The sequence below is a fragment of the Nocardia jiangxiensis NBRC 101359 genome (assembly GCF_000308615.1).
Lineage (GTDB): Bacteria > Actinomycetota > Actinomycetes > Mycobacteriales > Mycobacteriaceae > Nocardia > Nocardia jiangxiensis.
Genome location: NZ_BAGB01000065.1, coordinates 39,060 through 64,448, shown reverse-complemented (window position 1 = coordinate 64,448; position 25,389 = coordinate 39,060). Strand labels below are relative to the sequence as shown.

24 protein-coding genes are annotated in these 25,389 nt (G+C 67.5%); 12 read left to right on the top strand and 12 right to left on the bottom strand.

All coding sequences use genetic code 11. The features are described 5' to 3' along the window. Positions 1 to 207: 207 nt before the first annotated feature. Together ON40_RS29010 and ON40_RS29005 are read right to left on the bottom strand one after the other, a co-directional pair. On the bottom strand, positions 208 to 1,131 hold the full coding sequence (locus ON40_RS29010; RefSeq protein ID WP_040828065.1) for an alpha/beta hydrolase family protein: 924 nt from the start codon (positions 1,129 to 1,131) through the stop codon (positions 208 to 210). A gap of 86 nt (positions 1,132 to 1,217) precedes the next feature. Further along, complete coding sequence (locus ON40_RS29005; RefSeq protein WP_040828048.1) at positions 1,218 to 2,195, bottom strand: zinc-dependent alcohol dehydrogenase family protein; 978 nt, start codon at positions 2,193 to 2,195, stop codon at positions 1,218 to 1,220. 146 nt (positions 2,196 to 2,341) lie between these two features. On the opposite strand from ON40_RS29005, the gene ON40_RS29000 reads away from it, so the two are divergent. Then, the gene (locus tag ON40_RS29000; RefSeq protein WP_040828064.1) at positions 2,342 to 2,929 is read left to right on the top strand and encodes a TetR/AcrR family transcriptional regulator; all 588 of its coding nucleotides are present in this window, start codon (positions 2,342 to 2,344) and stop codon (positions 2,927 to 2,929) included. Between the two features lie 777 nt (positions 2,930 to 3,706). Further along, positions 3,707 to 4,039: a hypothetical protein gene (locus ON40_RS28995; RefSeq protein ID WP_040828047.1), complete on the top strand. Its 333-nt coding sequence runs from the start codon at positions 3,707 to 3,709 to the stop codon at positions 4,037 to 4,039. 64 nt (positions 4,040 to 4,103) lie between these two features. On the opposite strand, the gene ON40_RS28990 is transcribed toward ON40_RS28995, so the two are convergent. The 5 genes from ON40_RS28990 to panB all read right to left on the bottom strand — a co-directional run bounded on the left by ON40_RS28990 (position 4,104) and on the right by panB (position 8,771). Then, positions 4,104 to 5,024, bottom strand: coding sequence for a CHAD domain-containing protein (locus tag ON40_RS28990; RefSeq protein WP_040828046.1), 921 nt, complete (start codon positions 5,022 to 5,024; stop codon positions 4,104 to 4,106). Continuing rightward, positions 5,024 to 5,983: a prolyl aminopeptidase gene (gene pip / locus ON40_RS28985; RefSeq protein WP_040828045.1), complete on the bottom strand. Its 960-nt coding sequence runs from the start codon at positions 5,981 to 5,983 to the stop codon at positions 5,024 to 5,026. Before pip ends, ON40_RS28990 begins: the two co-directional genes overlap by 1 nt. After that, on the bottom strand, positions 5,983 to 6,402 hold the full coding sequence (locus ON40_RS54865; protein ID WP_245568043.1) for a hypothetical protein: 420 nt from the start codon (positions 6,400 to 6,402) through the stop codon (positions 5,983 to 5,985). Before ON40_RS54865 ends, pip begins: the two co-directional genes overlap by 1 nt. Positions 6,403 to 6,575: 173 nt before the next feature. Further along, on the bottom strand, positions 6,576 to 7,658 hold the full coding sequence (locus ON40_RS28975; protein WP_040828044.1) for a DUF4185 domain-containing protein: 1,083 nt from the start codon (positions 7,656 to 7,658) through the stop codon (positions 6,576 to 6,578). A 264-nt stretch (positions 7,659 to 7,922) separates the two neighbouring features. Further along, on the bottom strand, positions 7,923 to 8,771 hold the full coding sequence (gene panB, locus ON40_RS28970; protein WP_040828062.1) for a 3-methyl-2-oxobutanoate hydroxymethyltransferase: 849 nt from the start codon (positions 8,769 to 8,771) through the stop codon (positions 7,923 to 7,925). Positions 8,772 to 8,914: 143 nt separating this feature from the next. Here panB and ON40_RS28965 point away from each other — a divergent pair, with 143 nt between their 5' ends. The 3 genes from ON40_RS28965 to ON40_RS28955 all read left to right on the top strand — a co-directional run bounded on the left by ON40_RS28965 (position 8,915) and on the right by ON40_RS28955 (position 15,014). Further along, positions 8,915 to 10,456 (top strand): alpha/beta hydrolase, encoded by a 1,542-nt coding sequence (locus ON40_RS28965; protein ID WP_083896016.1) that lies wholly within the window; start codon positions 8,915 to 8,917, stop codon positions 10,454 to 10,456. A 75-nt stretch (positions 10,457 to 10,531) separates the two neighbouring features. Then, complete coding sequence (gene glnA, locus ON40_RS28960) at positions 10,532 to 11,872, top strand: type I glutamate--ammonia ligase (RefSeq protein WP_040828043.1); 1,341 nt, start codon at positions 10,532 to 10,534, stop codon at positions 11,870 to 11,872. Positions 11,873 to 11,999: 127 nt separating this feature from the next. Next, positions 12,000 to 15,014 carry a bifunctional [glutamine synthetase] adenylyltransferase/[glutamine synthetase]-adenylyl-L-tyrosine phosphorylase gene (locus ON40_RS28955; RefSeq protein ID WP_040828042.1) on the top strand — a complete coding sequence of 1,005 codons (3,015 nt, stop codon included), beginning with the start codon at positions 12,000 to 12,002 and terminating at the stop codon, positions 15,012 to 15,014. Between the two features lie 28 nt (positions 15,015 to 15,042). On the opposite strand, the gene ON40_RS28950 is transcribed toward ON40_RS28955, so the two are convergent. Beyond that, positions 15,043 to 15,747: an NADPH-dependent F420 reductase gene (locus ON40_RS28950; RefSeq protein ID WP_281033074.1), complete on the bottom strand. Its 705-nt coding sequence runs from the start codon at positions 15,745 to 15,747 to the stop codon at positions 15,043 to 15,045. Positions 15,748 to 15,784: 37 nt separating this feature from the next. Here ON40_RS28950 and ON40_RS28945 point away from each other — a divergent pair, with 37 nt between their 5' ends. Together ON40_RS28945 and ON40_RS28940 are read left to right on the top strand one after the other, a co-directional pair. Beyond that, entirely contained in the window at positions 15,785 to 16,159 is a 375-nt protein-coding gene (locus tag ON40_RS28945; RefSeq protein ID WP_040828040.1) for a winged helix-turn-helix transcriptional regulator, read from the top strand. Between the two features lie 557 nt (positions 16,160 to 16,716). Then, positions 16,717 to 18,090: a bifunctional lysylphosphatidylglycerol flippase/synthetase MprF gene (locus ON40_RS28940; protein WP_040828039.1), complete on the top strand. Its 1,374-nt coding sequence runs from the start codon at positions 16,717 to 16,719 to the stop codon at positions 18,088 to 18,090. A 37-nt stretch (positions 18,091 to 18,127) separates the two neighbouring features. Here the strand turns inward: ON40_RS28940 and ON40_RS28935 are convergent, their stop codons facing one another. Both ON40_RS28935 and ON40_RS28930 read right to left on the bottom strand, forming a co-directional pair. After that, positions 18,128 to 18,484: a DoxX family protein gene (locus ON40_RS28935; RefSeq protein WP_040828038.1), complete on the bottom strand. Its 357-nt coding sequence runs from the start codon at positions 18,482 to 18,484 to the stop codon at positions 18,128 to 18,130. Continuing rightward, positions 18,481 to 19,086: a TetR/AcrR family transcriptional regulator gene (locus tag ON40_RS28930; RefSeq protein ID WP_051193696.1), complete on the bottom strand. Its 606-nt coding sequence runs from the start codon at positions 19,084 to 19,086 to the stop codon at positions 18,481 to 18,483. Before ON40_RS28930 ends, ON40_RS28935 begins: the two co-directional genes overlap by 4 nt. A 115-nt stretch (positions 19,087 to 19,201) precedes the next feature. Between ON40_RS28930 and ON40_RS28925 the strand changes: the two genes are divergently transcribed. The 5 genes from ON40_RS28925 (at position 19,202) to ON40_RS28905 (ending at position 24,017) form a co-directional block, all read left to right on the top strand. Next, positions 19,202 to 19,609, top strand: coding sequence for a VOC family protein (locus ON40_RS28925; RefSeq protein WP_040828037.1), 408 nt, complete (start codon positions 19,202 to 19,204; stop codon positions 19,607 to 19,609). A 54-nt stretch (positions 19,610 to 19,663) separates the two neighbouring features. Beyond that, positions 19,664 to 20,959, top strand: coding sequence for an MFS transporter (locus ON40_RS28920; RefSeq protein WP_040828036.1), 1,296 nt, complete (start codon positions 19,664 to 19,666; stop codon positions 20,957 to 20,959). Between the two features lie 51 nt (positions 20,960 to 21,010). Then, positions 21,011 to 22,222, top strand: coding sequence for a serine hydrolase domain-containing protein (locus ON40_RS28915; RefSeq protein WP_051193695.1), 1,212 nt, complete (start codon positions 21,011 to 21,013; stop codon positions 22,220 to 22,222). Positions 22,223 to 22,356: 134 nt separating this feature from the next. Beyond that, complete coding sequence (locus tag ON40_RS28910; protein WP_245568044.1) at positions 22,357 to 22,752, top strand: YciI family protein; 396 nt, start codon at positions 22,357 to 22,359, stop codon at positions 22,750 to 22,752. Continuing rightward, the gene (locus ON40_RS28905; protein WP_051193694.1) at positions 22,749 to 24,017 is read left to right on the top strand and encodes an RNA polymerase sigma factor; all 1,269 of its coding nucleotides are present in this window, start codon (positions 22,749 to 22,751) and stop codon (positions 24,015 to 24,017) included. Before ON40_RS28910 ends, ON40_RS28905 begins: the two co-directional genes overlap by 4 nt. Before the next feature lie 58 nt (positions 24,018 to 24,075). On the opposite strand, the gene ON40_RS28900 is transcribed toward ON40_RS28905, so the two are convergent. After that, entirely contained in the window at positions 24,076 to 24,537 is a 462-nt protein-coding gene (locus ON40_RS28900) for a 6,7-dimethyl-8-ribityllumazine synthase (protein ID WP_040828034.1), read from the bottom strand. Positions 24,538 to 24,546: 9 nt separating this feature from the next. Next, the gene (locus ON40_RS28895) at positions 24,547 to 25,386 is read right to left on the bottom strand and encodes an alpha/beta hydrolase (RefSeq protein WP_040828033.1); all 840 of its coding nucleotides are present in this window, start codon (positions 25,384 to 25,386) and stop codon (positions 24,547 to 24,549) included. Positions 25,387 to 25,389: the final 3 nt, after the last annotated feature.

The window sequence follows — 25,389 nt, the reverse complement described above, 5'->3', positions numbered from 1 at the left end:
GCAGGCGTTGTGCCTGAACGTCGAGGTGCTCTCCACCGACGGATCCGCGGTCGAGTTGAACCATGACGACGACGATCTCGATCGCACTGCCGCGAATCTGGGAATCACTCTGTCCCGCAACGAATCCGCAACGATCGACGATCTGTCGAGCTGATCGGAACGGGATTGCCGCGCGCCGGTTCGCCGGTGCGCGGCAATCCCGATGTCTCACTTGGATTCGATGCGCCCCAACGGATTACGGCTCTCCGCCAGTGCCTTCTGTGCCGCCGGCCAACTGGTATTCTCGATATCGAGCGCGTGGCGCAGATACGCCCACGTGAGATGTTGAATCAGGGCAACTCGTTCCGGATTCTCGTCGGTTGTCTCCTTGGCCTCGTAACCGGGGATTCCACCGAGGGAGTGCTCCGCGTCGAACAGGGTGAGCAGGCTCTTGTCGCCGGGGCTGAGCAGATAGGGGTCGGCCGTCCAGTCCGGTCCTCGCACGGTCAACGGCAACTCGTCTCGATCGCCCATGACGATCAGAGCCGGTGTGCGCATAGCGGAGAAATCCGGGTTCATGAAGGGAAAGTGCTCGGCCGCGAACGCAGTCAGATCCTCGCCGCCCTTCCCGGCCGTGGCCAGCAGAACGCCTGCGCTGATCCGGGGGTCGGACAGGTCTTCTCCCGTTCCGGTCTGCGGATCCCGGACTCGCAGACCCAGTTGGACCCCGGCGGTCTGCCCGCCGAAGGAGTGTCCGGCCGCGGCGATGCGAGTGCGATCGAGGCGTCCGGCCAGGCCCGGTACTGCGGCTTCCAGTAAGTCGAGGTTGTCCAGGATGCGCTGCACATCCTCCACCCGATAGCGCCAGATCCGCGGTGTGCGTGGATCATTCGGCTCCAGGCTCAGCGTTCGGGAGTCCAGATGGGTGGGCTGGACGACCACGAAACCGTGTGCCGCCCAGAAGTCCGTCAGCGGTCCGTAGCCTTCCAGCGACGAGCCGAAGCCGTGCGAGAACACGATGATCGGCAGGTCGTACCCGGTCGCCGGGGCGGATATCCGGACCCGGAGATCTTCGCCGCGGCCCGGCGCGGGCAGCACTATCGGCTTCACCGAGACGACCGGTGCGGGCGGGGGAGTATCGAATTCGGCCATGAGACCGTGATCCTTTCGATGGATCGGCAACGCGGACAACGGATTCACCGCATCCGCCGATGTGATGGTTCGCGACGCAGCCGGATTCAGACCGTGACGACGATCTTGCCGACCTGCTGTCCCTTTTCCAGATGGCGATGCGCCTCGACGACGTCCTCGAAGGTGAACACCGTGTCGACCGTGGGTTTCAGTGCGCCGAAACGCAGTCCCGCGCCGAGGAATGCGGCGATGCGGCGCACCACCACCGGATCGAGGGTGTGTTCGAAGCTCATGTACCGATGGATGGTCAGGGCGTTCGACGGGAACGACGCGGGCCGCGGATCCAGCCAGCCCACCGTGATCAGCGTCCCGCCGAACTTGGCGGCGGTGGCCAGTTCGGCAAGGCCCGGCCCCATGACCGAATCGAGGATGATGTCCACTCCGGTCCCGCCGGTGTGGCGGCGCGCGGCCGTGACGACGTTCTCCTCCTCGGCCGCGATGACGGCGACTGCTCCGGCGGCGAGCAGGGCATCACGCTTGGCGGAATGGCTGGTGACCGCGATCGGCACCGCTCCGATCTGATTGGCGATCTGGATGGCGGCCAGGCCCACCGAACTGGAAGCGGCGGTGATCAGAACGCTGTCGCCCGGCCGCATCCCGGCCTTCTCCACCAGCGCACCGTAGGCGGTGGAATAGGACACCCACAGCGCGGCCGCATCGATGACGCTCGATCCCGCGGGCCGGGGAACGACCGCGGTGGCCGGTACGACGGTGTATTCGGCGTAGCTGCCGCGCACATCCGCATCGGGCAGCGCCGCGATCATCACCGCGTCGCGGACCGCGATCCCCTCGACCTGCGGCCCGATTGCGTCGATCATGCCGGTGCCCTCGATACCCAGCCGGGCGTGCGGCAACCGAATGGGCCGGGGAGATGCGCCCGAGCGCGCCATCTGGTCGAGTCGGTTGACCGCGAAGGCTTCGATCCTGATCCGTACCTCGTTCGGCCCGGGATCGGCGATCGGTTCCTCGACGATGCGCAGCACTTCCGGATCGCCGGGTTCGTCGAAGATCACGACTCGTGGCATGGGATTCCCTTCCCGGCAGGTTATTTCGGGCGACGGTTGGCTGCCCGGTGCTGCTCTGGCATCATGAATAAACGGGACGCTGTCCCGATTGACAATACGGGACACTGTCCCGTTTAGCAATGTGAGTGATGGAGGCGACGGCGCGCGTGGGTGATGACGATCGACACGGCAGAGGTTCGGTCAAGCCCAAACGGGCCGATGCGCGACGGAACGAGGCCGCGCTGTTGGATGCTGCCGCGACGGTTTTCGTCACCTCGGGAGTCGAGGCGCCGATTCGTGACATCGCGGCCGAGGCGGGGGTCGGGACGGCCACGATCTATCGCCACTTCCCGACGCGCGCCGATCTGATCATCGCGGTGTACCGGCACCAGGTCGAGGCGCTCGCCGAGGCTGGCCCGGAACTATTGGCGAACAGTGCGACTCCGCATGTCGCGCTGCGAGATTGGATGGATCGTTTCGTCGATTTCCTGGTCACCAAACAGGGGCTCGCCACGGTTCTGCAATCCGAGGATCCCTGTTTCGATCCGCTGCACGCGTACTTTCTCGAGCGGCTGGAACCCGTATGCGCCCAATTACTCGCTGCCGCAGTTGATTCGGGGGAGATATTGCCCGGTCAGAATGCTCTGGAACTCATGCGCGGGGCCGGGGGCCTGTGTGCGGGGGGCGGCCGGCCCGGATATGACGCGCGGCGGTTGGTCGGACTGCTGATCGCCGGACTGCGTCGAGTCGACTGAATGTGCCGAGCGGCCGGAATATCGAGCCGGAAAACGCCGACGGCGACCTCCGCACGGGAGGCCGCCGTCGATGTCGGTTCGACAGACTGTGTCGTCAGCCGGCCGGGCTGATCACCAGGATCTGAGCCCAGTGGGTGGCCTGCTCGGGGCCGAGCAACGGCAACAGGTAGTCGTAGACGATGGACGACATACGGTGCGGAACTCCTCATGTGTCGGCAGTGCGGTTGTCGCATTCGGACATAGCGGGGCAGACAGGGCGGCCCCGTGAATACCTGCGCCACAGTAACAGTGCGGAGCCGTCCGTGCAGAAAGGTGCTGGAATCAGGGGCGGAATAGCCGTTCCGGGCGCGCTGACCGGCAGAACTGAGCGGTCTTTTCTTCGGTTCGGTGATATCGATCCGCTCTGGCCGACGGGACAGCGCCAGGCTCGCCACGCCGATCCGACCGTCCCGTATGTGACGGCGCGCCGCGCGAGTGAAGCGCATCGGATCGGAGGTCGGCGCGCACCGCCGGAAGTCGCTGGGAATGTGCCGAACTCGCAGGCACCACAGGCCCTGTGGTTCGAACGGGTGCGCGAAAGGGTGATTCGGGACTGTCCCGAATCCGACGGATCGGGCCGATATTCGATCGTTATCGGCGTGTCTGGCGCGGCGATCCGCTCCGAACTGGCCGGACCGTGACTGACGTCATAAAGTGTTCGCGTTGGATGTTTCCCCGCCGGGGGTGGCGGTGAAATCAAAGGGTGTCAACGAACGTCGGAAAGCAGGTTCTGTTTATATGCGTGTAGTTCGCAAGTTGGTGGCCGGTGCGTTGATTGCCGGGGCGGCTTCGGTTCTGGCCGTGATGGGAGCGGGGTCCGCGTCCGCGTTCGCGCTCACGCCGCTGCCCGGTGGGGTCCAGGTCGACCTCACTCCGGGGGATACCCAGTGGGTGCACCAGACCCACATCGGGCAGACGATCGGAGTTCTTCCGCACCCGTCCGCCGCGTCGTTCGGTCAGGCACTCGATTCCGCGGCGGACCTGTCGTCGCAGTATCCCGGCGGGCGGGTCGTGTTCACCGTCTACGGGCCGATGGAACAGCTCAACGGCTCGATGCTGGCGTTGCAGTAGACGCGCACCGAATTCGGGCCGACCTCGGACCACGGGTCCCGGGTCGGCCCGAAAGGTTCGGACGTTATCGGCTCTTGTCGCGTTGCCGGACGAAATCGGCTGCGGCGGAATATTGTTCGAGCGCCTTGCGGGCCGCCATGGCCTCGGATTCGTAGAGGCGGTCGAAGGGGGAGGTATCGGGGTTTCCGGAATGGGCCGCGGCGGTGCGGATGGTCGCCATGGCCTCGATGGCGTCGCGATGGTCGCCGAGTACGGACTGTAATTTCTTGGCGCGCAGCGCCAATTCGGCCGCGGGACCGCCCAGGACATCGGCAGCTGCCTCGGAACAGTAGCGTAATCGCTTGGCGGACTTGCGAATCTCGTGCAGATGTTCGATGCGCTCGTCCTCGCTGATCGCCGGATCGGCGTGCATCATGGTTTCCCGCTCCACCATCGAACGCAACTGGTCGAAGTCGGCGTGCAGTACCTTGCCGAACGCCCGGCTCGCCTCGGCGTCGGCGCGGCGCGCGACGAGCGGGGGAGCACTGCGCAGATCCAGCAGCGCCTGGCGCAGGCTCGCGTAGCGGTCGCCGTCGAGTTCGGTCAGTACCACCGCGTGTGCGGCGGTGTAGGTGGCGCGTTCGTTCTCGACCAGTTCGGACACTGTGCGGCGCAGGGCCGCGGCCGGGTCGTCCGGGTTGTCGGTGTCCGGGTCGCCGCGATGCTCCTCGAGCAGGGCCGCGAAGCGTTCGCCGCGCACCTCCGCATCCCGGGCGACTCCGAGAATCCCTGCCAGCCACCGCAATTCGTCCCGTATCTCGCGGACGTGACCGGGCTCGAGCAGGCGGCGATAGGACCGCAGCACACTGCGCAGCCGACGGGTGGACACCCGCATCGCGTGCACCGAGTCCGGTGCGTCCCGGCGCACTGCCGGTTCGGCACGCAACAGTCGCTCGACGTCGTCGTCGAGGATGGTGGTGAGGGCGGAACCGGCAGTGCCGACCATCAGACCTCCCGGAACTTGTCGGTGGCTTCGACGAGGTGATGGGCGATCCCGGTCTCGCTGGCCGCATGTCCGGCGTCGGGCACGATGTGCAGTCGCGAACTCGGCCAGGCCCGATGCAGATCCCAGGCGCTCACGGCGGGGCAGACGATATCGTGGCGGCCCTGCACGATGACGCCGGGAATGTGGGCGATGCGGTCGATATCGCGCAGCAACTGCGCCTCGTCGAAGAATCCGCCGTTCACGAAATAGTGGTTCTCGATGCGGGCGAAAGCCAGGGCGAAACGCGGTTCGGCGGTCTCGGCGACCCGATCCGGTTGCGGCAGCAGCGCACTGGTGGCGCTTTCCCAGGAGGTCCATGCCACCGCGGCGGCGGTCGCGACGGCCTCGTCGGGGGAGTGCAGCAGCCGGTGGTAGACGCTCACCAGATCACCGTCGCGCTCGTCCGGCGGGACCGGGGCCAGGAACTTCTCCCACTCGTCCGGGTAGACGTATCCGGCCGCGCCGTTGTAGTACCAGTCGATCTCCTTGCGCCGCAACAGGAATATCCCGCGCAGCACGAGTTCGGTGACGTGGTCGGGATGGGTCTGCGCATAGGCCAGGGCGAGTGTGGAACCCCACGATCCGCCGAACACCTGCCAGCGGTCGACGCCCAGATGGGTTCGGAGCCTTTCGATATCGGCGACCAGATTCCAGGTGGTGTTGGTCTGCAGACTCGCGCCGTCGGCGATGTGCGGTGTGGAACGGCCGCAGCCGCGCTGGTCGAACAGCACGATCCGGTACGCCTGCGGATCGAAGAACTGCCGGTGGAACGGCACGGTCGCGCCGCCGGGGCCGCCGTGCAGGAAGACGACCGGTTTGCCGTCCGGATTCCCGCTCTCCTCCCAGTACAGGTGCTGGCCGTCGCCGACGTCCAGCATGCCGTGCCGGTTGACTTCCAGGGGCGGGTACAGGGTGCGCATCAGAACAGGATGCCCGAGGCGAAGTTCGGCAGGTTCAGTGCCTGCAGGGCCTCGGTGCGGACGTCGGGACAGGTTTTGGTGGTGATGCGATCGATCATCGGCTTGTCGGCCAGGACGCGGGCGCTCATGGCGAGCCCGCCGTTGCGCAGCGCCCACTCGTGCACGGCGATGTTGAGCGCCGTTCCGCTCAGCGAGGGACCCTGCACACGCCAGTCCGAGAGCTGCGGTTTGATTTCGTCGCACAGCTTCTGGGCGATCGGGTCGTCCGGGTCGGGCTGCGGCGAGGTGCTGACGGCCGCGGACGTGGGCGCCGTGGCCGAGGTCGAGGCGGACGAGGGCGGACCGCTGGAGCCGGCCGGTGCCGGTGTGCCACTCGGCCCGCATCCGGCGATCAGCAACACCACCGCCGCGATTCCCATGGACCCGATCGTCCCGCGAGTCATCCAACGGCTCTGCGACATCTGCACCCTTTGCTCGTGTTCGTTCGTTCGAAATTCGTATCCGTCGGCATCGAGTCTGCCACCGTCGGCGATCAGCACACCACCTTCGCGACCGCACCGCTCTCGGGGGCGGGGGATGCGCGGGCGGTCGGTCAGACCGACAGACCGGACCACTGGGTCGCGGTATAGGGCCGGTGGCCCGCGGTGCCGTCCCAGGCGCTGATGATCAACGTGAGGTTCGACGAATCGGGGCTGCCCGGATGAATGTAGCCGCCGTACAGGTTCTTCAGCACCGGCCGCCGCCACCGGGACGGCGATATGCCGCGGTCGCCGACCACCTGCGTCTTTGGTTCGGACCAGGGCTGGTCCGGGCGGGAGGCGGTGCGGGTGCGGATGCTGTAGTCGGTGGTGTCGAAATAGCTCATCACGTAGAGCTCGCCGATCCGTTTCACCGAGAATTCGCCAATGTTGTTGCCGGGGGCGAAGATCGAGGTCGCCGCAGCGGTGGCGGCCGGTAGCCACTGCCAGGTCTCACGCTGATAGACCCAATTCTCGCGCGCGGCGAGATTGCCGTCGAAGAAATCCGCGGGCCGATAGCGGAACAGCTGGATCCGGCCGCCGTCGCCGCTGTAGTTGTGGCTGCCGTTCCACGGCTTGCTGAAGATGTAGAGGTACCCGTCGGGGTCGACACCGGCGAAGCTCCACATCAGCTCCGGACTGCCGTTGCTGCCCTTGGCGCTGCCCGGCCAGTGCTGGTCGAAATCGCGCCAGCTCGCGCCGCCGTCGTCGGAATACGCGACGCCGCCCTGCAGTGAGCCCTCGTCGGCGCTGCCCGGTGCGACCCACTGGGCGACCGAGGTGTACTGGATGAACAGCCGGTTGCGGCCGTCCTGGCTCAAACCTATTGCGTCATTGGGGATCCGGCTGACCTCGTAACCGAATCCGTTGTCCGCCCGGTGCTGATAGGTGAACAGCTGGGCGGCGGTCGGACTCGGCTGTGCCCCGGTGAACGTGATCGGCGTCTGTCCCGAATCGTCGAATGTGTTCTGGTACACCATCACCGGGCTGCCGATGTACGGATCGGTGGCCTCCTGTCCGGTGAAACAGTCACCGAACACGTAACCCCATGTCCCATCGGGCAATCGGAACGGAATGCCCAGATCCCCCGAACCCAGTCCGAAACCGGCGGCCGAATCACCTTGGTTGTCACACAGATACGTGCCGTTCCGGGCCATGGATCGCCCCCTCCTTCATCGGGTCCGACAGTCGGGCGGATCCCTCGCCCGTGACCGGCCGTCGTCATCGATCGCTGGGATGATCCACTCGCCCCGCACCTTTCGGCCCGAGCGCGGATGCCGTGCCGATGACGATGCGGTAGCCCGACATTTCCCCCCGAGGCGCATCGCGAAACCTGGCGGACCCCGCCGCGTGCGCTGTCGATCCGCCCGGACCGGACAGTTCTCGGCCGTGCGTGAACCGTCCGGTCCGTCGGTGAAGGATCAGAAGGTGTGCTCGGGGCCCGGGAACACCCCGCGGCGTACCTCGTCGGCGTAGTCGGCCGCGGCGCTGCGCAGCTGGTCGCCGACCTGGGCGAAGTGCTTGACGAAGCGTGCCGTCTTACCGCTGGTGTACGCGGCCATGTCCTGCCAGACCAGCACCTGGGCGTCGCAGTCCGCGCCGGCGCCGATGCCGACGGTGGGGATGGTCAGCTTGCGGGTGACCTGCCCGGCCAGTTCGGCGGGCACCATCTCCATGACCACCGAGAACGCCCCGGCCTCCTGTACCGCGATCGCGTCGGCGACGAGCTGGTCCGCGGCGTCACCGCGACCCTGCACCCGGAATCCGCCGAGGGTGTTGACGCTCTGCGGGGTGAACCCGATATGCGCCATCACCGGGATACCGGCGGCCACGAGAGTGGCGATCGTGTCCGAAACACGTTCGCCGCCTTCGAGTTTCACCGCGTGCGCGCCGCCCTCCTTCATGAACCGGATGGCGGTGGCCAGGGCCTGCTGCGGCGAGCCCTCGTAACTGCCGAACGGCAGATCCGCGACCACCAGCGCATGCGGCGCACCGCGAACCACGCCGCGCACCAACGGAATCAGCTCGTCCACGGTGATCGGCACGGTGGTGTCGTAGCCGTAGACGACGTTCGCCGCCGAATCCCCGACCAGCAGCACGGGAATTCCGGCCTCTTCGAACAGTTTCGCCGTGGAGTAGTCGTAGGCGGTGAGCATCGCCCACTTGTCCCCGGCGGCTTTCATCTGCTGCAGATGCTGCACTCGCGTCTTCCGCCGGGAAGTCTGCGGCGCAGCGCCGTAAGCAGGGGTTTCCGCATCAGTTGTGGACATCATCGTCCCTTTCGTCGGTTCCTCGAGGCCCAGTGGGTCCCCGGGTTGATGTGACCTCCTCAGCATGCCACCGGGCCGACACCCGGCGAAGGGCGCTGCACCATGGACTTCATCACACAGGTAGAGATGCAAGGATCGTGGTCATGTCGTTGTTGCGATCCGGTCGTGTCGCGGCGGTGCTGGCCCTGGTTTGTGTGGCTGCCGCCTGCTCCACGTCGTCCAAGGAGCAGTCCCTGCAAACCTCGTCGACGCCGTCGGCGGCGGCGCTGAACAAGTTCTACGAGCAGACCCCGAAGTGGGGCAGCTGCGCCGGGTTCGGCAGTGCGGACGAGCGAATGCCCAAGGCCGCCGAGTGCACGCACGTCAGCGTCCCGGTCGACTACGGCAATCCCGGCGGGGCGACCGCGCAGATCGCGGTGTCGCGGATCGAGGCGACGGGCCAGAAGATCGGTTCGCTGATGTTCAACCCGGGCGGTCCGGGCGAGTCCGGCCTCTGGATGGTGCAGCAGGGGCAGGACACCCCGCTGGCACAGCGTTTCGACCGGATCGGCTTCGATCCGCGCGGCACCGGCAACTCGACACCGCTGATCAAATGTCTGACGGGTAAGGAGTGGGACGAGCAGCGCGCCGAAGCGCCCAAGGAGAACAACGCCGCCGGGATCGCCGCGCAGGAGAATGAGGACAAGCAGTTCGCCACGCACTGCACCCAGCGCACGGGCAACGACTTCCTGGCCCATGTCGGCACCCGCGAGGTGGTGCAGGACATGGACATCATCCGGGCCGTGCTGGGCGATCCGAAGCTGACCTACGTCGGCTACTCCTACGGCACCCGCCTGGGCTACAGCTACGCGGAGAAGTTCCCGGACAAGGTGCGCGCGATGGTGCTGGACGGCGCGGTCGATCCGGAGCAGCAGCCGCAACAGGAGTCGATCGATCAGGCCGCGGGCTTCCAGAAGGCCTTCGACATGTACGTGCAGAGCTGCGTGAAGAAGACCGACTGCCCGCTGGGCACCGACCCGGCGCAGGCGACCGCGCAGTTCCAGAAACTCCTCGCACCGCTGTGGGCCCACCCCGCGCCCACCAAGGAGAGCCGCCAGCTGACCTACGGCGACGCGATCACCGGCGTGCAGAACACTCTCTACGCCAGCGACAACTGGGACCTGCTCACCGCCGGACTCATCCAGCTGCGCAACGGTCAGGGTGATGTGCTGCTGCGCCTGGCCGATCTGTACGACGGCCGCAGCAAGGACGGCGCCTACGACAATTCCCAGGACGCGTTCCTGGCCATCCACTGCGTGGATGATCCGGCGATCAAGGATCGCGCGGTGGCCGCGCAGGAGGACGCCGAGTACCGCAAGGTCGCGCCGTTCCTGGACGACGGGCACGGCACCAGCCAGGCGCCGCTGGAGATGTGCGCGTTCTGGCCGGTTCCCAACACCGAGAATCCGCACGAACTCTCGATTCCGGGCCTGCCCAAGACCGTGGTCATCTCCACCACCAACGATCCGGCGACCCCGTACCAGGCGGGTGTGGATCTGGCCCAGCAGCTCGGCGCGGACCTGATCACCAACCGCGGCACCAGGCACACGGTGTTTCTGTCCGGCGGCGTGCCGTGCGTGGACGACGCGGTCTCCAGCTACCTGATCGACCTGAAGGAGCCCGCTCAGGGCCTCACCTGTGGATGACACGGTTCGGCGACGCAATTCAACACTGTTCGTCATGTAACACGGATTTAACGCCGGGTGCTTACGCTCGCGCTTATGGATCGCCAGAAGGAATTCGTGCTACGCACGCTGGAGGAACGGGACATCCGGTTCGTGCGACTCTGGTTCACCGATGTGCTGGGGTATCTGAAGTCGGTGGCGATCGCTCCCGCCGAGCTCGAGGGCGCCTTCGAGGAGGGCATCGGGTTCGACGGTTCGGCCATCGAGGGGTTCGCCCGGGTCTCGGAGGCCGATATGGTCGCCAAACCGGATCCGTCCACGTTCCAGGTGCTGCCCTGGTCGACGAGCAAGGGCCATCAGCACTCCGCGCGGATGTTCTGCGATATCGCGATGCCGGACGGCTCGCCGTCGTGGGCCGATCCGCGCCACGTGCTGCGGCGTCAGCTGAACAAGGCCGGTGATCTCGGCTTCAGCTGCTATGTCCATCCGGAGATCGAGTTCTTCCTGTTGCAGGACACCCCGCAGGACGGCACTCCGCCGATTCCCGCGGACACCGGCGGCTTCTTCGATCAGGCGGTGCACGATTCCGCGCCGAACTTCCGCCGGCACGCCATCGACGCGCTGGAGTCGATGGGTATCTCGGTGGAGTTCAGCCATCACGAGGGCGCGCCCGGCCAGCAGGAGATCGATCTGCGCTACGCCGACGCGCTGTCGATGGCGGACAACGTGATGACCTTCCGCTACCTGATCAAGGAAGTGGCGATCGACGAGGGCGTGCGCGCGACGTTCATGCCCAAGCCGTTCCCGGAGCATCCCGGCTCGGCCATGCACACGCATATGAGCCTGTTCGAGGGGGAGGCCAACGCCTTCGCCGACCCGGACGATCCGAACAACCTGTCCGAGACCGCGCGGGCGTTCATCGCGGGCATCCTCGAGCACGCGCCGGAGATCAGCGCGGTCACCAACCAGTGGGTGAACTCCTACAAGCGGCTCGTGCACGGCGGCGAGGCGCCCACCGCGGCGTCCTGGGGCCGGTCGAATCGTTCTGCGCTGGTTCGGGTTCCGATGTACACCCCGAACAAGTCCTCCTCGCGACGGGTCGAGATCCGCAGCCCCGATTCGGCCTGCAACCCGTACCTGACATTCGCGGTGTTGCTGGCCGCGGGTCTGCGCGGGGTGGAGAAGGGCTACAACCTGCCGCCGGAGGCGGAGGACGACGTGTGGGCGCTGACCGCGGCCGAGCGTCGCGCGATGGGCTTCAAGGAGCTGCCGACCAGCCTCGAGGACGCGCTGCGGGTGATGGAGCGTTCCGAGCTGGTCGCCGAGACGCTCGGTGAGCACGTGTTCGATTTCTTCCTGCGCAACAAGCGCCGGGAATGGGCCGGCTATCGCGCGCAGGTGACGCCCTTCGAACTCAAGGAGTACCTCGGGCTGTAGCCGCGCGCCCGGCCCGGATGCGGGAAGTTCGCCGGTCGTACCGGCTGCGCCACGAAGCGAGAACATTTTCTCGCCAACCTGGGTATGCGGCGGCGGTGGTGCGGTGTGACCGTGTAATTTTGGCAGCATGGTACGGCCACCGACCGCCCGTCCGGTAGTGCCCGGCGTCGGTCGGCTCGGACTTCTCGAGCCGACCGCGGCGCAGTCACTGCGAGAGTTGGCGTGGGACAACGTCGAAAGCATTCCCGTGTTGTGGGCGCTGTCCCGGTCACCCGACGCCGACCTGGCGCTGCTGACCCTGATCCGGTTGCGTGAGCAGCTCGGAACGCGTTGGGCGGCACTGGATTCGGTTCTGCGTACCGATACCGCCGTGCGCGGCAGGTTGTTCTCGCTGATCGGTTCGTCCAGTGCGTTCGCCGATCATCTGGTGGCCGATCCCGAATGCTGGCAGCTGTTGCAGCGTGCGGAGCTGCCCGCGCGCGAGGAGCTGATCGCCGATCTGCTCGATGCGGTGCGCGCGGTTCCGGAGACCGGGGAGTACGCCGGGCCGATGCTGTATCGCGCCGAGGTCTCGGGTCCGGAGGCGGTCGCGTTGCTGCGCAAGCGATATCGCGATCAGCTGATGCTGCTGGCGGCGATCGATCTGGCCGCCACCGTGGAGAACGAGCCGGTGCTGCCGTATCAGCAGGTGGGGCGGCAGCTGACCGATCTGGCCGATGCGGCGTTGACCGCGGCGCTGTCGGTCGCGGTGGCGCGGGTGTGCCCGGAGCAGCCGGTGCCGGTGCGGCTGGCGGTGGTCGCGATGGGCAAATGCGGTGCGCGCGAACTGAATTACGTCTCCGATGTGGACGTCATCTTCGTCGCCGAGCCCGCCGACGCCACCGCGAGCCGATTGGCCGCGGAGATGATGTCGGTGGCCTCGAGCGCGTTCTTCGAGGTGGATGCCGCGCTGCGGCCCGAAGGTAAGGCCGGTGCGCTGGTGCGCACGCTGGACGCGCACGTCGCCTACTACAAGCGCTGGGCGCGGACCTGGGAGTTCCAGGCGCTGTTGAAGAATCGTCCCGCCACGGGTGATCTCGAGTTGGGCGAGCAGTACCGCAACGCGCTGATGCCGATGGTCTGGTCCGCTTCGGAACGGCCCGATTTCGTCGCCGATGTGCAGGCGATGCGGCGCCGGGTGGAGGATCTGGTTCCCGAGGACCTGCGCGAGCGTGAGCTCAAACTGGGGCACGGCAGTCTGCGCGATGTCGAGTTCGCGGTGCAGTTGTTGCAGCTGGTACACGGTAAGGCCGATGAATCGCTGCACGCGCAGGGCACGGTGGAGGCGCTGACCGCGCTGGCCGATCGTGGGTACGTGGGCCGCGACGACGCCGCGAATCTCACCGCCTCGTACGAATTCCTGCGGCTGCTCGAGCATCGTCTGCAACTCCAGCGGCTCAAGCGCACGCACACTCTGCCCGCGTTCGACGACGAAGAAGGTATGCGCTGGCTGGCTCGCGCGGCGCATATGCGCCCGGACGGGCGGCAGGACGCGGTCGGCGTGCTGGCCAGCGAGATCAAACGCAATGCGGTGCGGGTGCGTCGGCTGCACGCCAAGTTGTTCTACCGGCCGCTGCTGGACTCGGTGGCGCGGCTGGACGCCGATGCGTTGCGGCTCAGTCCCGCCGCCGCGGTCCGCCAGCTCGCGGCGCTGGGTTATGCGGATCCGGAGAACGCGCTGAGCCATCTCAAGGCGTTGACCGGTGAGATCGGCCGCAAGGGCCGGATCCAGGCGCTGCTGCTGCCGACGCTGCTGGAGTGGCTGGGTGAGACATCCAATCCCGATCAGGGCCTGCTGGCCTATCGCCGGGTGTCCGAGGGACTGGACGATCAGACCTGGTTCCTGCGTGAGCTGCGCGACGAGGGCGCGATCGCGCAGCGGCTGATGATCGTACTGGGTTCCTCGGCCTATCTGCCCGATCTGCTGATCAATGCGCCCGAGACGATCCGGATGTTCGCCGACGGCCCGAGCGGACCATTGTTGTTGAGCCCGAAGGCTGCGGATGTACGTGGGGGGATCATGTCTGGTGCGGCGCGTTACGAGGAACCCAAACGTGCTGTGGCAACGGCTCGTTCGCTGCGTCGGCACGAACTGGCCCGGGTCGCCTCGGCCGATGTGCTCGGCATGCTCGAGGTGCCGCAGGTGTGTTCGGCGCTGTCCTCGGTGTGGGTGGCGGTGCTGGAGGCGTCGCTGCGCGCGGTGATCCGCGCGAGCGAGGCCGAGATGGGGCACGAGGCTCCGGCGGATTTCGCGGTGATCGGCATGGGCCGTCTCGGCGGTCTGGAACTGGGCTACGGCTCGGACGCGGATGTGCTGTTCGTCTGCGATCCGCGTCCCGGCGCCGACGAGACGGTCGCGGTGAAATGGTCGATCGGGATCGCCGACCAGGTGCAGCGACTGCTCGGCGCACCCAGTACCGATCCGCCGCTGCAGGTCGACGCCGGTCTGCGACCCGAGGGCCGCAACGGCGCGCTGGTGCGCACACTGGCCGCCTACGACGCCTACTACCGGCAGTGGGCCCAGCCGTGGGAGGTGCAGGCGCTGCTGCGCGCCCATCAGGTCGCCGGGGATCAGCCGCTCGGACTGCGATTCCTGCACGTCATCGATGCAGTGCGGTATCCGGCCGGGGGCGTCTCGGCCGATGCGGTTCGCGAGATTCGCCGCATCAAGGCCCGGGTCGACTCCGAACGCCTGCCGCGCGGCGCGAATCCGGCCACGCACACCAAACTCGGCCGCGGCGGCCTGGCCGATATCGAGTGGACCGTGCAGTTGATGCAGTTGCGTCACGCCCACGAGGTGCACTCCCTGCACAACACCTCCACCCTGCAATCGCTGGACGCCATCGAGCAGGCCGATCTGCTGGACTCCACCGACGTCGCCCTGCTGCGCGACGCCTGGCTCACCGCGACCAAGGCCCGCAATGCGCTGGTCCTGGTCCGCGGCAAATCCGCCGACCAACTCCCGGGCCCCGGCCGCCTGCTCTCGGCGGTCGCCCGGGTCGCGGGATGGCCAAACGACGACGGCAGCGAATTCCTGGACCACTACATGCGCGTGACCAGGCGCGCCAAGACGGTCGTGGAGCGGGTGTTCGGCGGGGAGTGAGGATTCGGGCCTGCTCGGCGGCGTCGGTTCAGGCTGCCGCGACCCGGGTCGGGATGTGCGGTATCGCTGTGCGTGGATCGATGCCCTGGAAGGCGAGGCCGATGACGAATCCCGCGGCCTCCTCGAGCTGGCGGGCGCGGTCGAGTCCGCCCAGTACGACGGCTTCGGCGCCTGCGTCCCGGATCAGAGTTTCGGTGGTGCGCAGGGCATGCGGGTGATCTCCGCAGATCGCGACGGTTACCGACGGGCTCGCCGGATCGCTCCACTGTTCGGCCGGAAACAGGTGGAAGCCCTTGACCACGTGTGCGCCGGGCGCGAGTTCGGCGATGTGTTGGGCACCGGATCCGTCGGCCGGGGTCTGCAGTACACCGACGCCGTGGTGCACGGCATTGGTCGGATCGATCAGCGTCGTGTCGGCCAGTGCGCCCGCGGATGCTTGCGCGTTGCGGAGGATGTCCGGCACGCCGGTCCATGCCACCGCGAGCAGGACCGCGTCGGCGTCGATCACCGCCTCGGGTACCGCGGTCGCTCGTACGTCGCCGCCCAGACCATCGGCCAGTGTGCGGGCCTTGGTCAGTGATCGCCCGGCGATGGCGATCTCGTGCCCGGCTCGCGCCCAGCGGCCGCCCAGTGCGGCGGCCAGCGTGCCCGTGCCGAGAATTCCGATTCGCATCGGTGACTCCTTCGTGTCGTTCTCTACCGATCCGCGGCTACGGTAGAGAAATCGATACACACCGATCGGTGCGAAACGGGCGGGGGATCATCGCACGATGAGCAGTTACGAACCGCACTGCCACGAGTTGGTCGCGGATTGCCGGTTGCGGGCGGCGACCGACCTGTTCGCCCACACCTGGGATCCGGTGGTGCTGGTCGCGCTGCGTGAGACGCCACTGCGTCGGCGGGAACTGCGCGCGAGGATCGGTGGCGTCAGTGACAACGCGCTCACCCAGGCGTTGCACCGCCTGCTCGGGCACGGCCTGATCGAACGCCGCCGGTACGCGCAGGCGCCGCCGCGGGTCGAGTACGGCTTGACCGATCTGGGATCCAGCCTGGTCGCCGGGCCGATGGCAGCCCTCGGTGCCTGGATCGACGACCACGGCGAGGACCTGCTGGCCGCGCAGGGCGATATCGCGCAAGAGCTGTGAGAGGAAGTTCACAGGCCTGAATTTCCTCGCGTTGCCCGGTTGGTCGGGGCAGCGCGCGGCGGCGGACTCGGCAGGTGGCGTGCGGGTGGCGATCGGGTCTCTGTTCGGTATCGGGCGGGCTACCTGAGAATTAGCTGAAAGCCCAGGTGGGGCCGGTTTATGGCCGGGCTCCAGGCGCGGAGGTAGGCCGCGCGAAGAAGGGTGGATTGCCCGTTATTTGCTGTTTTATAATCGTGTTCGTATTGCAGTGCGGGACAACACATAAACCTGTTGCGGGGAACAAGTTTCTCGCGGTATCGGTTAATAGACGCGCATACGAGCGCCGCCGAGGCATGTCCGGATCGGCGGGCGGGCGCCGAGCCGAGGGAATGACCGGGATCGACGGGCGGTGCGGACCGCCGCATCGCCGAACTCATGGGGTCCAGCGACCCGGAACCTGCGTTCCGCATAGTGTGTTCGTCAGGACGCGACCATCGGGAGGATCACCATGTCGAGGATGTTCGTGGACGTGCAACACGCCCACCAGCTCGAATTCCTGCCCCAGCGGGGGTTGTGACGTGGCGGACCTCAACTCGGCAGTCGCCGGCTATCGCACCTACCGGCAAGTCGTCCTCACTCCCACCCGAGCGGTGCGGTTACCGCTGATCGTGGTGCTGCTGCTGGTCGGCGTGGTGCTGGTGTACGCGGCGGACCGGGCCTCGCGCGAGGGTGTGGATCGCGGCTGGTTCGTGGCGGCCTCGCTGTCGGGGCTGTTCGTGGCGCGCGGGCTGCATCTGCGCCGGCCGATCACGCTGCCGCACGTCACCGTCGCGGTGATCGTGCTCGGCATGTCGAACATCTCGTATCGCGCGGAGCATCCGGCGGTCGGTTTCGTCTTCCTGGCCTCGACCGGATTCATCATGATGCTGCCGCAGGGCTCTCGGCCGCAGCCCGAACATCAACTGCGGGTGGCGGCGCTGGTCGACGCGACCGCGGGCGATCCGCTCGCGCCGTTCGCACTGCACTCGTCCAAGTCCTACTTCTTCGACGCGAGTTCCGCCGCGGCCATCGGTTACCGCACCCGATTCGGCATCGCGGTCGTGGCGGGTGATCCGGTCGGCGACCGCGCGGTCTTCGGGACGCTGATCGCGGAATTCTCCGCATACGCCATGGCGCACGGCTGGCGGGTCGCCGTGCTGGGCGCGAGCCCGGAGGTGTCCGAGCTGTGGCGCACCCGGGCCGCGGAACACCGTGGGCTGCACTCGATTCCGATCGGACGCGATGTGGTCGTCGAGGTCGACGGCTTCGATATGGTGGGCCGCAAATTCCGCAACCTGCGTCAGGCGGTGAGCCGCACCCGCAACTTCGGGGTGAGCACCGAGATCATTCCCGAGCGGGAGCTTAGCGAGGCGCTGCGGCAGACCCTGTTCGCGATCGTCGACGAATGGCATCACGGCCGCCAGACCCGCGGATTCTCGATGATCCTGGACCATCTGCTGGACGGTCGTCATCCGGGCATGCTGGTGGTGATCGCTCGGGACAGCGACGACCGGGTCGTCGGCTTCCAGCGGTACGGCGAGGCCAACCGCGGCAGCGAATTGAGCCTGGACGTGCCGTGGCGGCGTAAGGACGCCCCGAACGGCCTGGACGAGCGCATGATCGTGGACCTGGTCGCTTACGGTCGCGAACGCGGCGTGCATCGCATCTCGCTCGCCTTCGCCGCGTTCCCGGAGCTCTACAGCGACAAGGAGCGCACCCGTTCGCGCCAGGCGTTGTATCTGCTCGCCCGAGTGCTGGACCCGATGATCCGGCTCGAATCGCTGTACCGGTTCCTGCGCAAGTTCAACTCCTTCGGCAACCAGCGCTACGTGCTGATCCGCTGGCGTGAGATCGTGTTCACCGCGGTGGCGCTGCTGACCCTCGAGTTCGTGCCGCACCGCAAGCAGATCTGAGCGGGGGCGGGCCGCGGGCGCGGCCCGCCGCCCGAGGTCAGAATCGGCCGATCGCCACCAGTACGGCGATGACGAAAAGCACGAGATTGGATGGCGTGCGCGAGAATTCGCTGCGCCGGGCATGGGTGATGAATCCGCCCACCATGACCAGTGCCAGCCCGACCGCCGCGATCGGGGTCAGGACCGTGGCGATGCCGGTCGCCCAGGGTAGTACGGCCCCGGCGCCGCCGATCACCTCGATCGCGCCGATGCCGCGAACGGCGTTGGCGGACAGGTCCTCCACCCATGGCATCATCGGGTGCAGTTTGTCCTTCGGCAGGACGATCTTCACGCCGCCGCCGAGGATGAATGCGGCGGCCAGAATGATCTGTCCCGCCCACAACCAGCCGTTCATCTCTTTTTCCCTTCGGTGATCCAGGTCGCGTGCACGGAGGAGGCGACCCGGTCGATCAAGGCGGCGTCGCCGTGGCCGCCGAGCAGGTACAACCACCCGAATACCGGTCCGGAGAACTGCGCGTGTGCCCAGCGCACATCCGGGACGGCGGCGAGTTCGCCGCGTTCGACCGCGCGTTCGGCGGTTCGCTGGATGAGGGCCTGCTCGGGGTGGATGCAGACCTCCTCGAAGACGCTCTGCAGCGCCTGTTCGCGCAGCAGGTCCGCGAAGATCTCCGGCAGCACGGCCTGCACCCGGGGATTCGCCATCCGGGCGACGAAATCGGCCGCCACCTCCCGCAGGTCGCCGCGCAGGCTGCCGGTGTCGCGATACGTCCGGGGCGCCAGATCGCCGATCAGGTGATGCATCGCCAACGCCGCCTTGGACGGCCAACGCCGGTAGAGCGCGGCCTTGCCGACTCCCGCGCGGGTGGCGACGTCCTGCACGCGCAGACCCGCGTATCCGACCTCGTCGAGGAGGGCGAGCGTGGCAGCCCGGACGGCGCGATCGGTCTCGGCGGACAGGGGTCTGCCGAGCCGGGGTTCGTCTGTTCCGGAACTCACGGTTCCGAATGTATCAAATAACGGAACTTATGGTTCCGTATATCCGACGCGTGGAGTCGAGGATCACGGTGACGGATCCCGTTGGACCCGCTCGAGGTGGAGTAGCGTGCGGCACATGGGATTTGCCGTCGAACGCTTCGACCACATCGTCCTGAACTGCCGGGACGTCGCGGCCACCGCCGCCTGGTACGAGCGGGTTCTGGGAATGCGGGTGGAGACGTTCGGCTCGGCCGGGCGCACCGCGCTGATGTTCGGTGGGCAGAAGATCAATCTGCGGCCGGTGGACCTGGCCGTGGACGATCCGGCATGGCTGACCGGTGTGGTAGCCGCGGCCGGGGCGGGAGATCTGTGCTTCATCACCACCGCGACGCCCGAAGAGGTGCACGGGCATCTGACCGCGTGTGGGGTGGCGATCACCGAGGGGCCCGTGGTCAGGACCGGTGCGCTGGGCGAGATGGTTTCGCACTACTGCCGCGACCTGGACGGCAACCTCGTCGAGATCGCGGTCTACCCGGCCGGATGACCGCGCACGGCAATACCCCTTGACATCCGGCAATCCGGACACGACAGTACGCAGGTGTTCGAAGCCACCGATGTCTCCCGGACCACGCTGCGCAAGGTCGGTCTGCGCCTGGTGCCGTTCCTGGGCCTGCTGTATTTCGTGAACTATCTGGACCGGGTGAACATCGGGTTCGCTGGTCCCAGCGGTATGAAACACGATCTCGCGCTGTCCGAGACGGTGTTCGGCTTCGCCTCGGGCATCTTCTTCCTCGGCTATCTGGTGCTCGAGGTGCCCAGCAACCTGGCGCTGCACCGGTTCGGCGCGCGGCGCTGGATGGCGCGGATCATGCTCAGCTGGGGCGTGATCGCGACCGCGATGGTGTTCGTGCCGAACGCGACTGTGCTGATCGTGCTGCGATTCGCGCTCGGTGTGGCCGAAGCCGGATTCTTCCCGGGCATCCTGCTGTATCTGACGTACTGGTTCCCGCAGCGGTATCGCGCCAGGATCGTCGCGATGTTCATGGTGGCGGTGCCGATCTCCACGGCGGTCGGCTCCACGCTGTCGAGCCTGGTGATCCAGTACGGCGACGGCATCTTCGGGCTGAGCGGCTGGCGGTTCATGTTCCTGGTCGAGGGTGTCCCGGCACTGATTCTGGCCGTGCTCACCTGGTTCTATCTCACCGATCGACCCGAGCAGGCCGGCTGGCTGAACGCACCCGAACGGGAGTGGCTGGCCAGCGAAATCATCCGCGAGGAGGCCGAACTGGCCGACGCCGAGCACTGGACGTTGCGCCGGGCGCTGACCCATCCGCGAATCCTCGGCCTGGCCGCGATCTACGGCGGAATCGCCTACGGGCTGTATGCGCTGGGCTTCTTCCTGCCGACCATCATCGCCGGATTCCAGCAGCAGTACGGCACGCACTATTCGGTGGTGCAGCGCGGGCTGATCACGGCGGTGCCATACGTGATCGGCGCGGTCGCGATGGTGTGGTGGGGCAGACACGGCGACCGGACCGGGGAGCGGCGGTGGCATGTCGCGCTGCCGTCGATCATCGGCGGTCTGGCCATTCCCGTCGCGCTCTATCTGGGCAACCCGTTCGCGGCGATGACCGCGGTGACCGTCTGCGCGGTGGGCGTCCTCGCGGCGCTGCCCACTTTCTGGGCGTTGCCGAGCACCTTCCTGTCCGGCGCGGCCGCGGCGGGCGGTATCGCCCTGATCAACTCGCTGGGCAATATCAGCGGATTCGCGGCCCCGTACATCACCGGCTGGCTGAAGGATCTCACCGGCACCGGGCGCGCCGGATTGTGGGTGGTCGGGGTGTACATGGTGCTCGCGGGCCTGGGAGCGCTGGCGCTGCGTCGGCGGGAATAACCGCTCGCGAACCCGGTTGTCGCTCTCGACGGTGAACGGAAAGGAACTGTTGTGGCGAACGGGTTTTCGGCCGATGGTCTGGCACTGCTGAGCCGGACGCTGACGGGATACGCCGACCGCGGTGAGGTCGCGGGTCTGGTCGCGATGATCCACCGAGATGGGGAACTCGCTCAGGTGGACACCGCGGGTTGGCGGGATCGCGAAGCCCGGCAGCCGATGCGGCGCGACGCGCTGTTCCGGATGGCGTCGATGACCAAACCCGTCACCGCGGTCGCGGCCCTGCAACTCGTCGAACAGGGCCGGATCGGGCTGTCCGATCCGGTGGATCGCTGGCTGCCCGAACTCGCCGATCGCAAGGTCATGCGCGATCCGCTGGGCGCGCCGGAGGACGTCGTGCCCGCGTCCCGGCCGATCACCCTGGAGGATCTGCTCACCTACCGGTTCGGGCTGGGCTGGGGGCGGTCCGCCCTTGCGCCGCAACTGTTCTCACTCACCGCCGACCCGGTCGCCAGCGCCCTGGGCATACCCGCCGAGTCGTCGGATCCGGACGCGTGGATGCGCCGGCTCGGCGAACTGCCGCTGATCGCCCAGCCCGGCGAGCTGTGGCGCTACCACACCGCCTCGGATGTGCTGGGCGTGCTGATCGGCCGGATCACCGGTCAGCCGTTCGAGAAGGTGCTGGCCGAACGGATCTTCGAGCCGCTGGGCATGGTGGACACCGGATTCGTGGTGCCCGAATCCGACCGCGAACGTCTCACGGTCCTGTACTCGCGTGCGGGTGAGGTGCTCGATCACCCGGACGCCACGGCGTGGGCACAGCGGCCGCGGTTCGTGTCCGGCGGCGCGGGCCTGATCTCCACCGTCGACGACTACGCGCGTTTCGCCCGGATGATCCTCGGACGTGGCGAACTCGACGGAACCAGGATCCTGACCGGCGACACGGTGGACGCGATGGCGCGCGATCGGCTCACGCCCGCGCAGCACGCCGACCCGCCGTTCAACCCGCCGATGGGGCAAACCATGTGGGAGGAACAAGGTTTCGGATACGGCGTGCAGGTCCGCACCCGGCAGGACGGCATCGGTCCGGGAGTCGGTGCGGTGTCCTGGCCGGGCGGCTTCGGCACCTGGTGGATCGCCGATCCGCGGCACGATCTGGTCGCGCTGTTGTTCGTGCAGAGCAGCAACATCATCATGGGCGGTGACTGGCAGATCCCCCTGGGCGAGGACTTCCTGAGTCTGACCTACCGGGCGTTGCGGGACTGACCGTCGCCCTCGGCGGCGATTTCGCGGCAATTCGAGGAATCGGCGAAAGGATGTCCGAGAATGGACAGCGGCTTCGACGTACCTGGTGACAGCGCCACACGGGTGCTGATCGGAAGGAGATCGCCGTGAAGTACATGATTCTGAGCTACGGATCGCAGCGGGACTACGACGGGATGGGCGGGTCCGGTGAATCCACCTGGTCGCCGCAGGATTTCGCCGAGTTGCACGCGTTCATGACGAAGTTCAATCAGGATCTGGAGGCGTCCGGGGAACTGGTGGAGACGCGCGGGCTGACCGCGCCCGCGCACACCCGCCGGGTCGGCAATCGCAACGGGACGCCGTTCGTCACCGACGGGCCGTTCGCGGAGACCGAGGAGGTGCTGGCCGGATACTGGGTGGTCGACTGCGTCAGCTTCGACCGGGCCACCGAGATCGCCGAGCGGCTGCGGGACTGCCCGGGACCGCCGCGGGCCGTCGCCCACGCCTACGCCGATATCCGCCCCATCGCGGAGTCTGCCGACGAGTTGTGAACTCCCGCAACGAGATCGAGGACCTGTTGCGTAAGCTCACGCCGCAGGTCCTGGGTGCGATCGTCCGGCGTTACGGACATTTCGACACCGCCGAGGACGCGGTGCAGGAGGCGCTGCTGGCCGCCGCCACCCAGTGGCCGCGCGAGGGAATTCCCGAGGAACCGCTGAGCTGGCTGATCACCGTCGCGGCGCGGCGGCTGACCGACCTGCTGCGCCGGGATCAGGCGCGACGGCGGCGCGAGGACGTGGTCGCGGAGTGGTCGGCGCGGGATCGGGTGGCCCCGCCCGCGGATCGCGCGCCCGCCGACGCCGATGACACGCTCATCCTGCTGTTCATGTGCTGCCATCCGGCGTTGTCACCGCCTTCGCAGATCGCGTTGACGTTGCGGGCGGTCGGCGGCCTGTCCACCGGGGAGATCGCCCGCGCGTTCCTGGTGTCGGAGGCGACCATGACCCGGCGCATCAGCCGGGCCAAAACGACCATCCGGGACAGCGGAGTCCGGTTCGCACCGCCGTCGGCCGCCGAGCGCGACGAGCGTCTGGCCGCCGTGCTGCATGCGTTGTACCTGGTCTTCACCGAGGGCTATTCGGCGACCGCGGGACCGCTGCTGTATCGAGACGAATTATCCAGCGAGGCAATTCGATTGGCCCGTCTGACGTATCGTCTGCTGCCCGATGACGGCGAGGTCGCGGGATTGCTGGCGTTGCTGCTGCTCACCGACGCGCGTCGGCCGGCGCGGGTCGGTGCGGGCGGCGAGCTGATTCCGATGGCCGATCAGGATCGAACCCTGTGGCGCGCGGACGATATCGCCGAGGGCATCGCGCTGATCACCGCGACGCTGCCGCGCGGGGAGGTCGGGCCGTATCAGCTGCAGGCCGCGATCGCCGCCGTGCACGATGAGGCCGCCGAGTACGCCGACACCGATTGGCCGCAGATCACCGCGCTCTACGAACGACTGCTCGCACTCGGCGACAATCCGGTCGTGGCCTTGAATCATGCTGTCGCCGTGGCGATGTCACGTGGCCCCCGGGCCGGGCTGGCCCTGGTCGACGGCCTCGCTTCCCGGCTGCCGGACGATCACCGGATCGATGCCGTGCGAGCGCATCTGCTGGAGCTGCTCGGTGATCGCGACGCCGCGCGCGAGGTCTACCGCAGTGCCGCGAATCGAGCCAAAACCCTTCCACAGCAACGGTATCTGAACATCCGCGCCGACCGTCTCGCCGGATCGGTGACCGCCGAGGGGACCGACCGGCGATCCGGCTGACCCGCGAACCCGTTGCGTCACCGGGCCGTTGCCGTGGACAGGCTCGAAATCCGCCGGATCAGTTCACCGGCAGGGTGCGCAGCGAGCTGAGCGTGGTGGCCAGGGCGCGGGCGGCTTCGGCGCCCTTGGTGAGGAAATGCTCGGTGAAATAGTTCACGTGCTCACTGTGTTCGTGGAAGTGGTGCGGGGTCAGCACCACCGAGAACACCGGCACGTCGTTGTCGAGCTGCACCCGCATGAGTCCGTCGATGACGGCCGAGGCGACGAAGTCGTGGCGGTAGATGCCGCCGTCGACGACCAGGGCCGCGCCGACGATCGCGCTGTAACGGCCGGTACGGGCCAGTCGCTGGGCGTGCAACGGGATCTCGAACGCCCCGGGCACGTCGAAGACCTCGACGGTCGCCGGATCGAAGCCGAGGTCGCGGTACTCGGCCAGGAAACCTTCGTACGCCTGCGTCACGATGGGCCGATGCCAGCTGGCGCGGATGAAGGCGACGCGGCCCTCGGTGGGAGTGCTCATGGCCGGATGCTACCGGGCGGTCAAATGCTTCTCCAACCAGCCGACCAGGTCGCCGAGTACCGCGTCCTGCTCGGGTTCGTTGAAGATCTCGTGGTAGAGGCCCGGATAGCGGATGACGGTGAGATCCTTCGCACCCGCGCGCTGTTCGACGGTGTCCGCGCTGGACGGCGCGGCCAGGGCGTCCGCGCTGCCGTGCAGGACCAGGGTGGGTGCGGTCAGCCGGTCCAGCCGGGCGGTGACGGTCTCGGTGGCCCGCAGGATCTCCGCGCCGGTGCGCGCGGGGAGTTTGCCGCTGAACACCAGCGGGTCGGCGTCGTAGGCGCGAACGACTTCGGGATCGCGGCTGATCATCGACGAATCCAGCTGTAGTACACCGAGATTCGGTGTCCATCGGCTCAGCGCGGGGGCCAGGGCGCGCTGTAGGGCGCTGCCCGCGGAGATGTCCAGCGGGGGTGCGGAGATCGCGACTCCGGCCACGTCCAGTGGGGCGCGCGTGGCCAGGTAGAGGGTGATCAGACTGCCCATGCTGTGACCGAGGACGAAACGCGGCACGCCGGGATGACGTCCCGAGGCCAGATCCAGCACTGTCACGACGTTGTCGGCCGCGCCATCCATCGAGCCGATGTTCGCCTGGTGCCCATCCGAACGCCCGTGTCCGATGTGATCGGGCGCATAGACCGCGAAACCGCTGTCCGCCAACCGCTTTCCGACGTGCTCGTATCGTCCGGAATGTTCGGCGACCCCGTGCACGAGTGCGATCACCCCGCGCACCCGGTCCGCGGGGACCCAGGCCTGCCAGAAGATCATGCCGCCGCGCCCCTCGAACTCACCGGTCTCGGTCTGCACCATCGC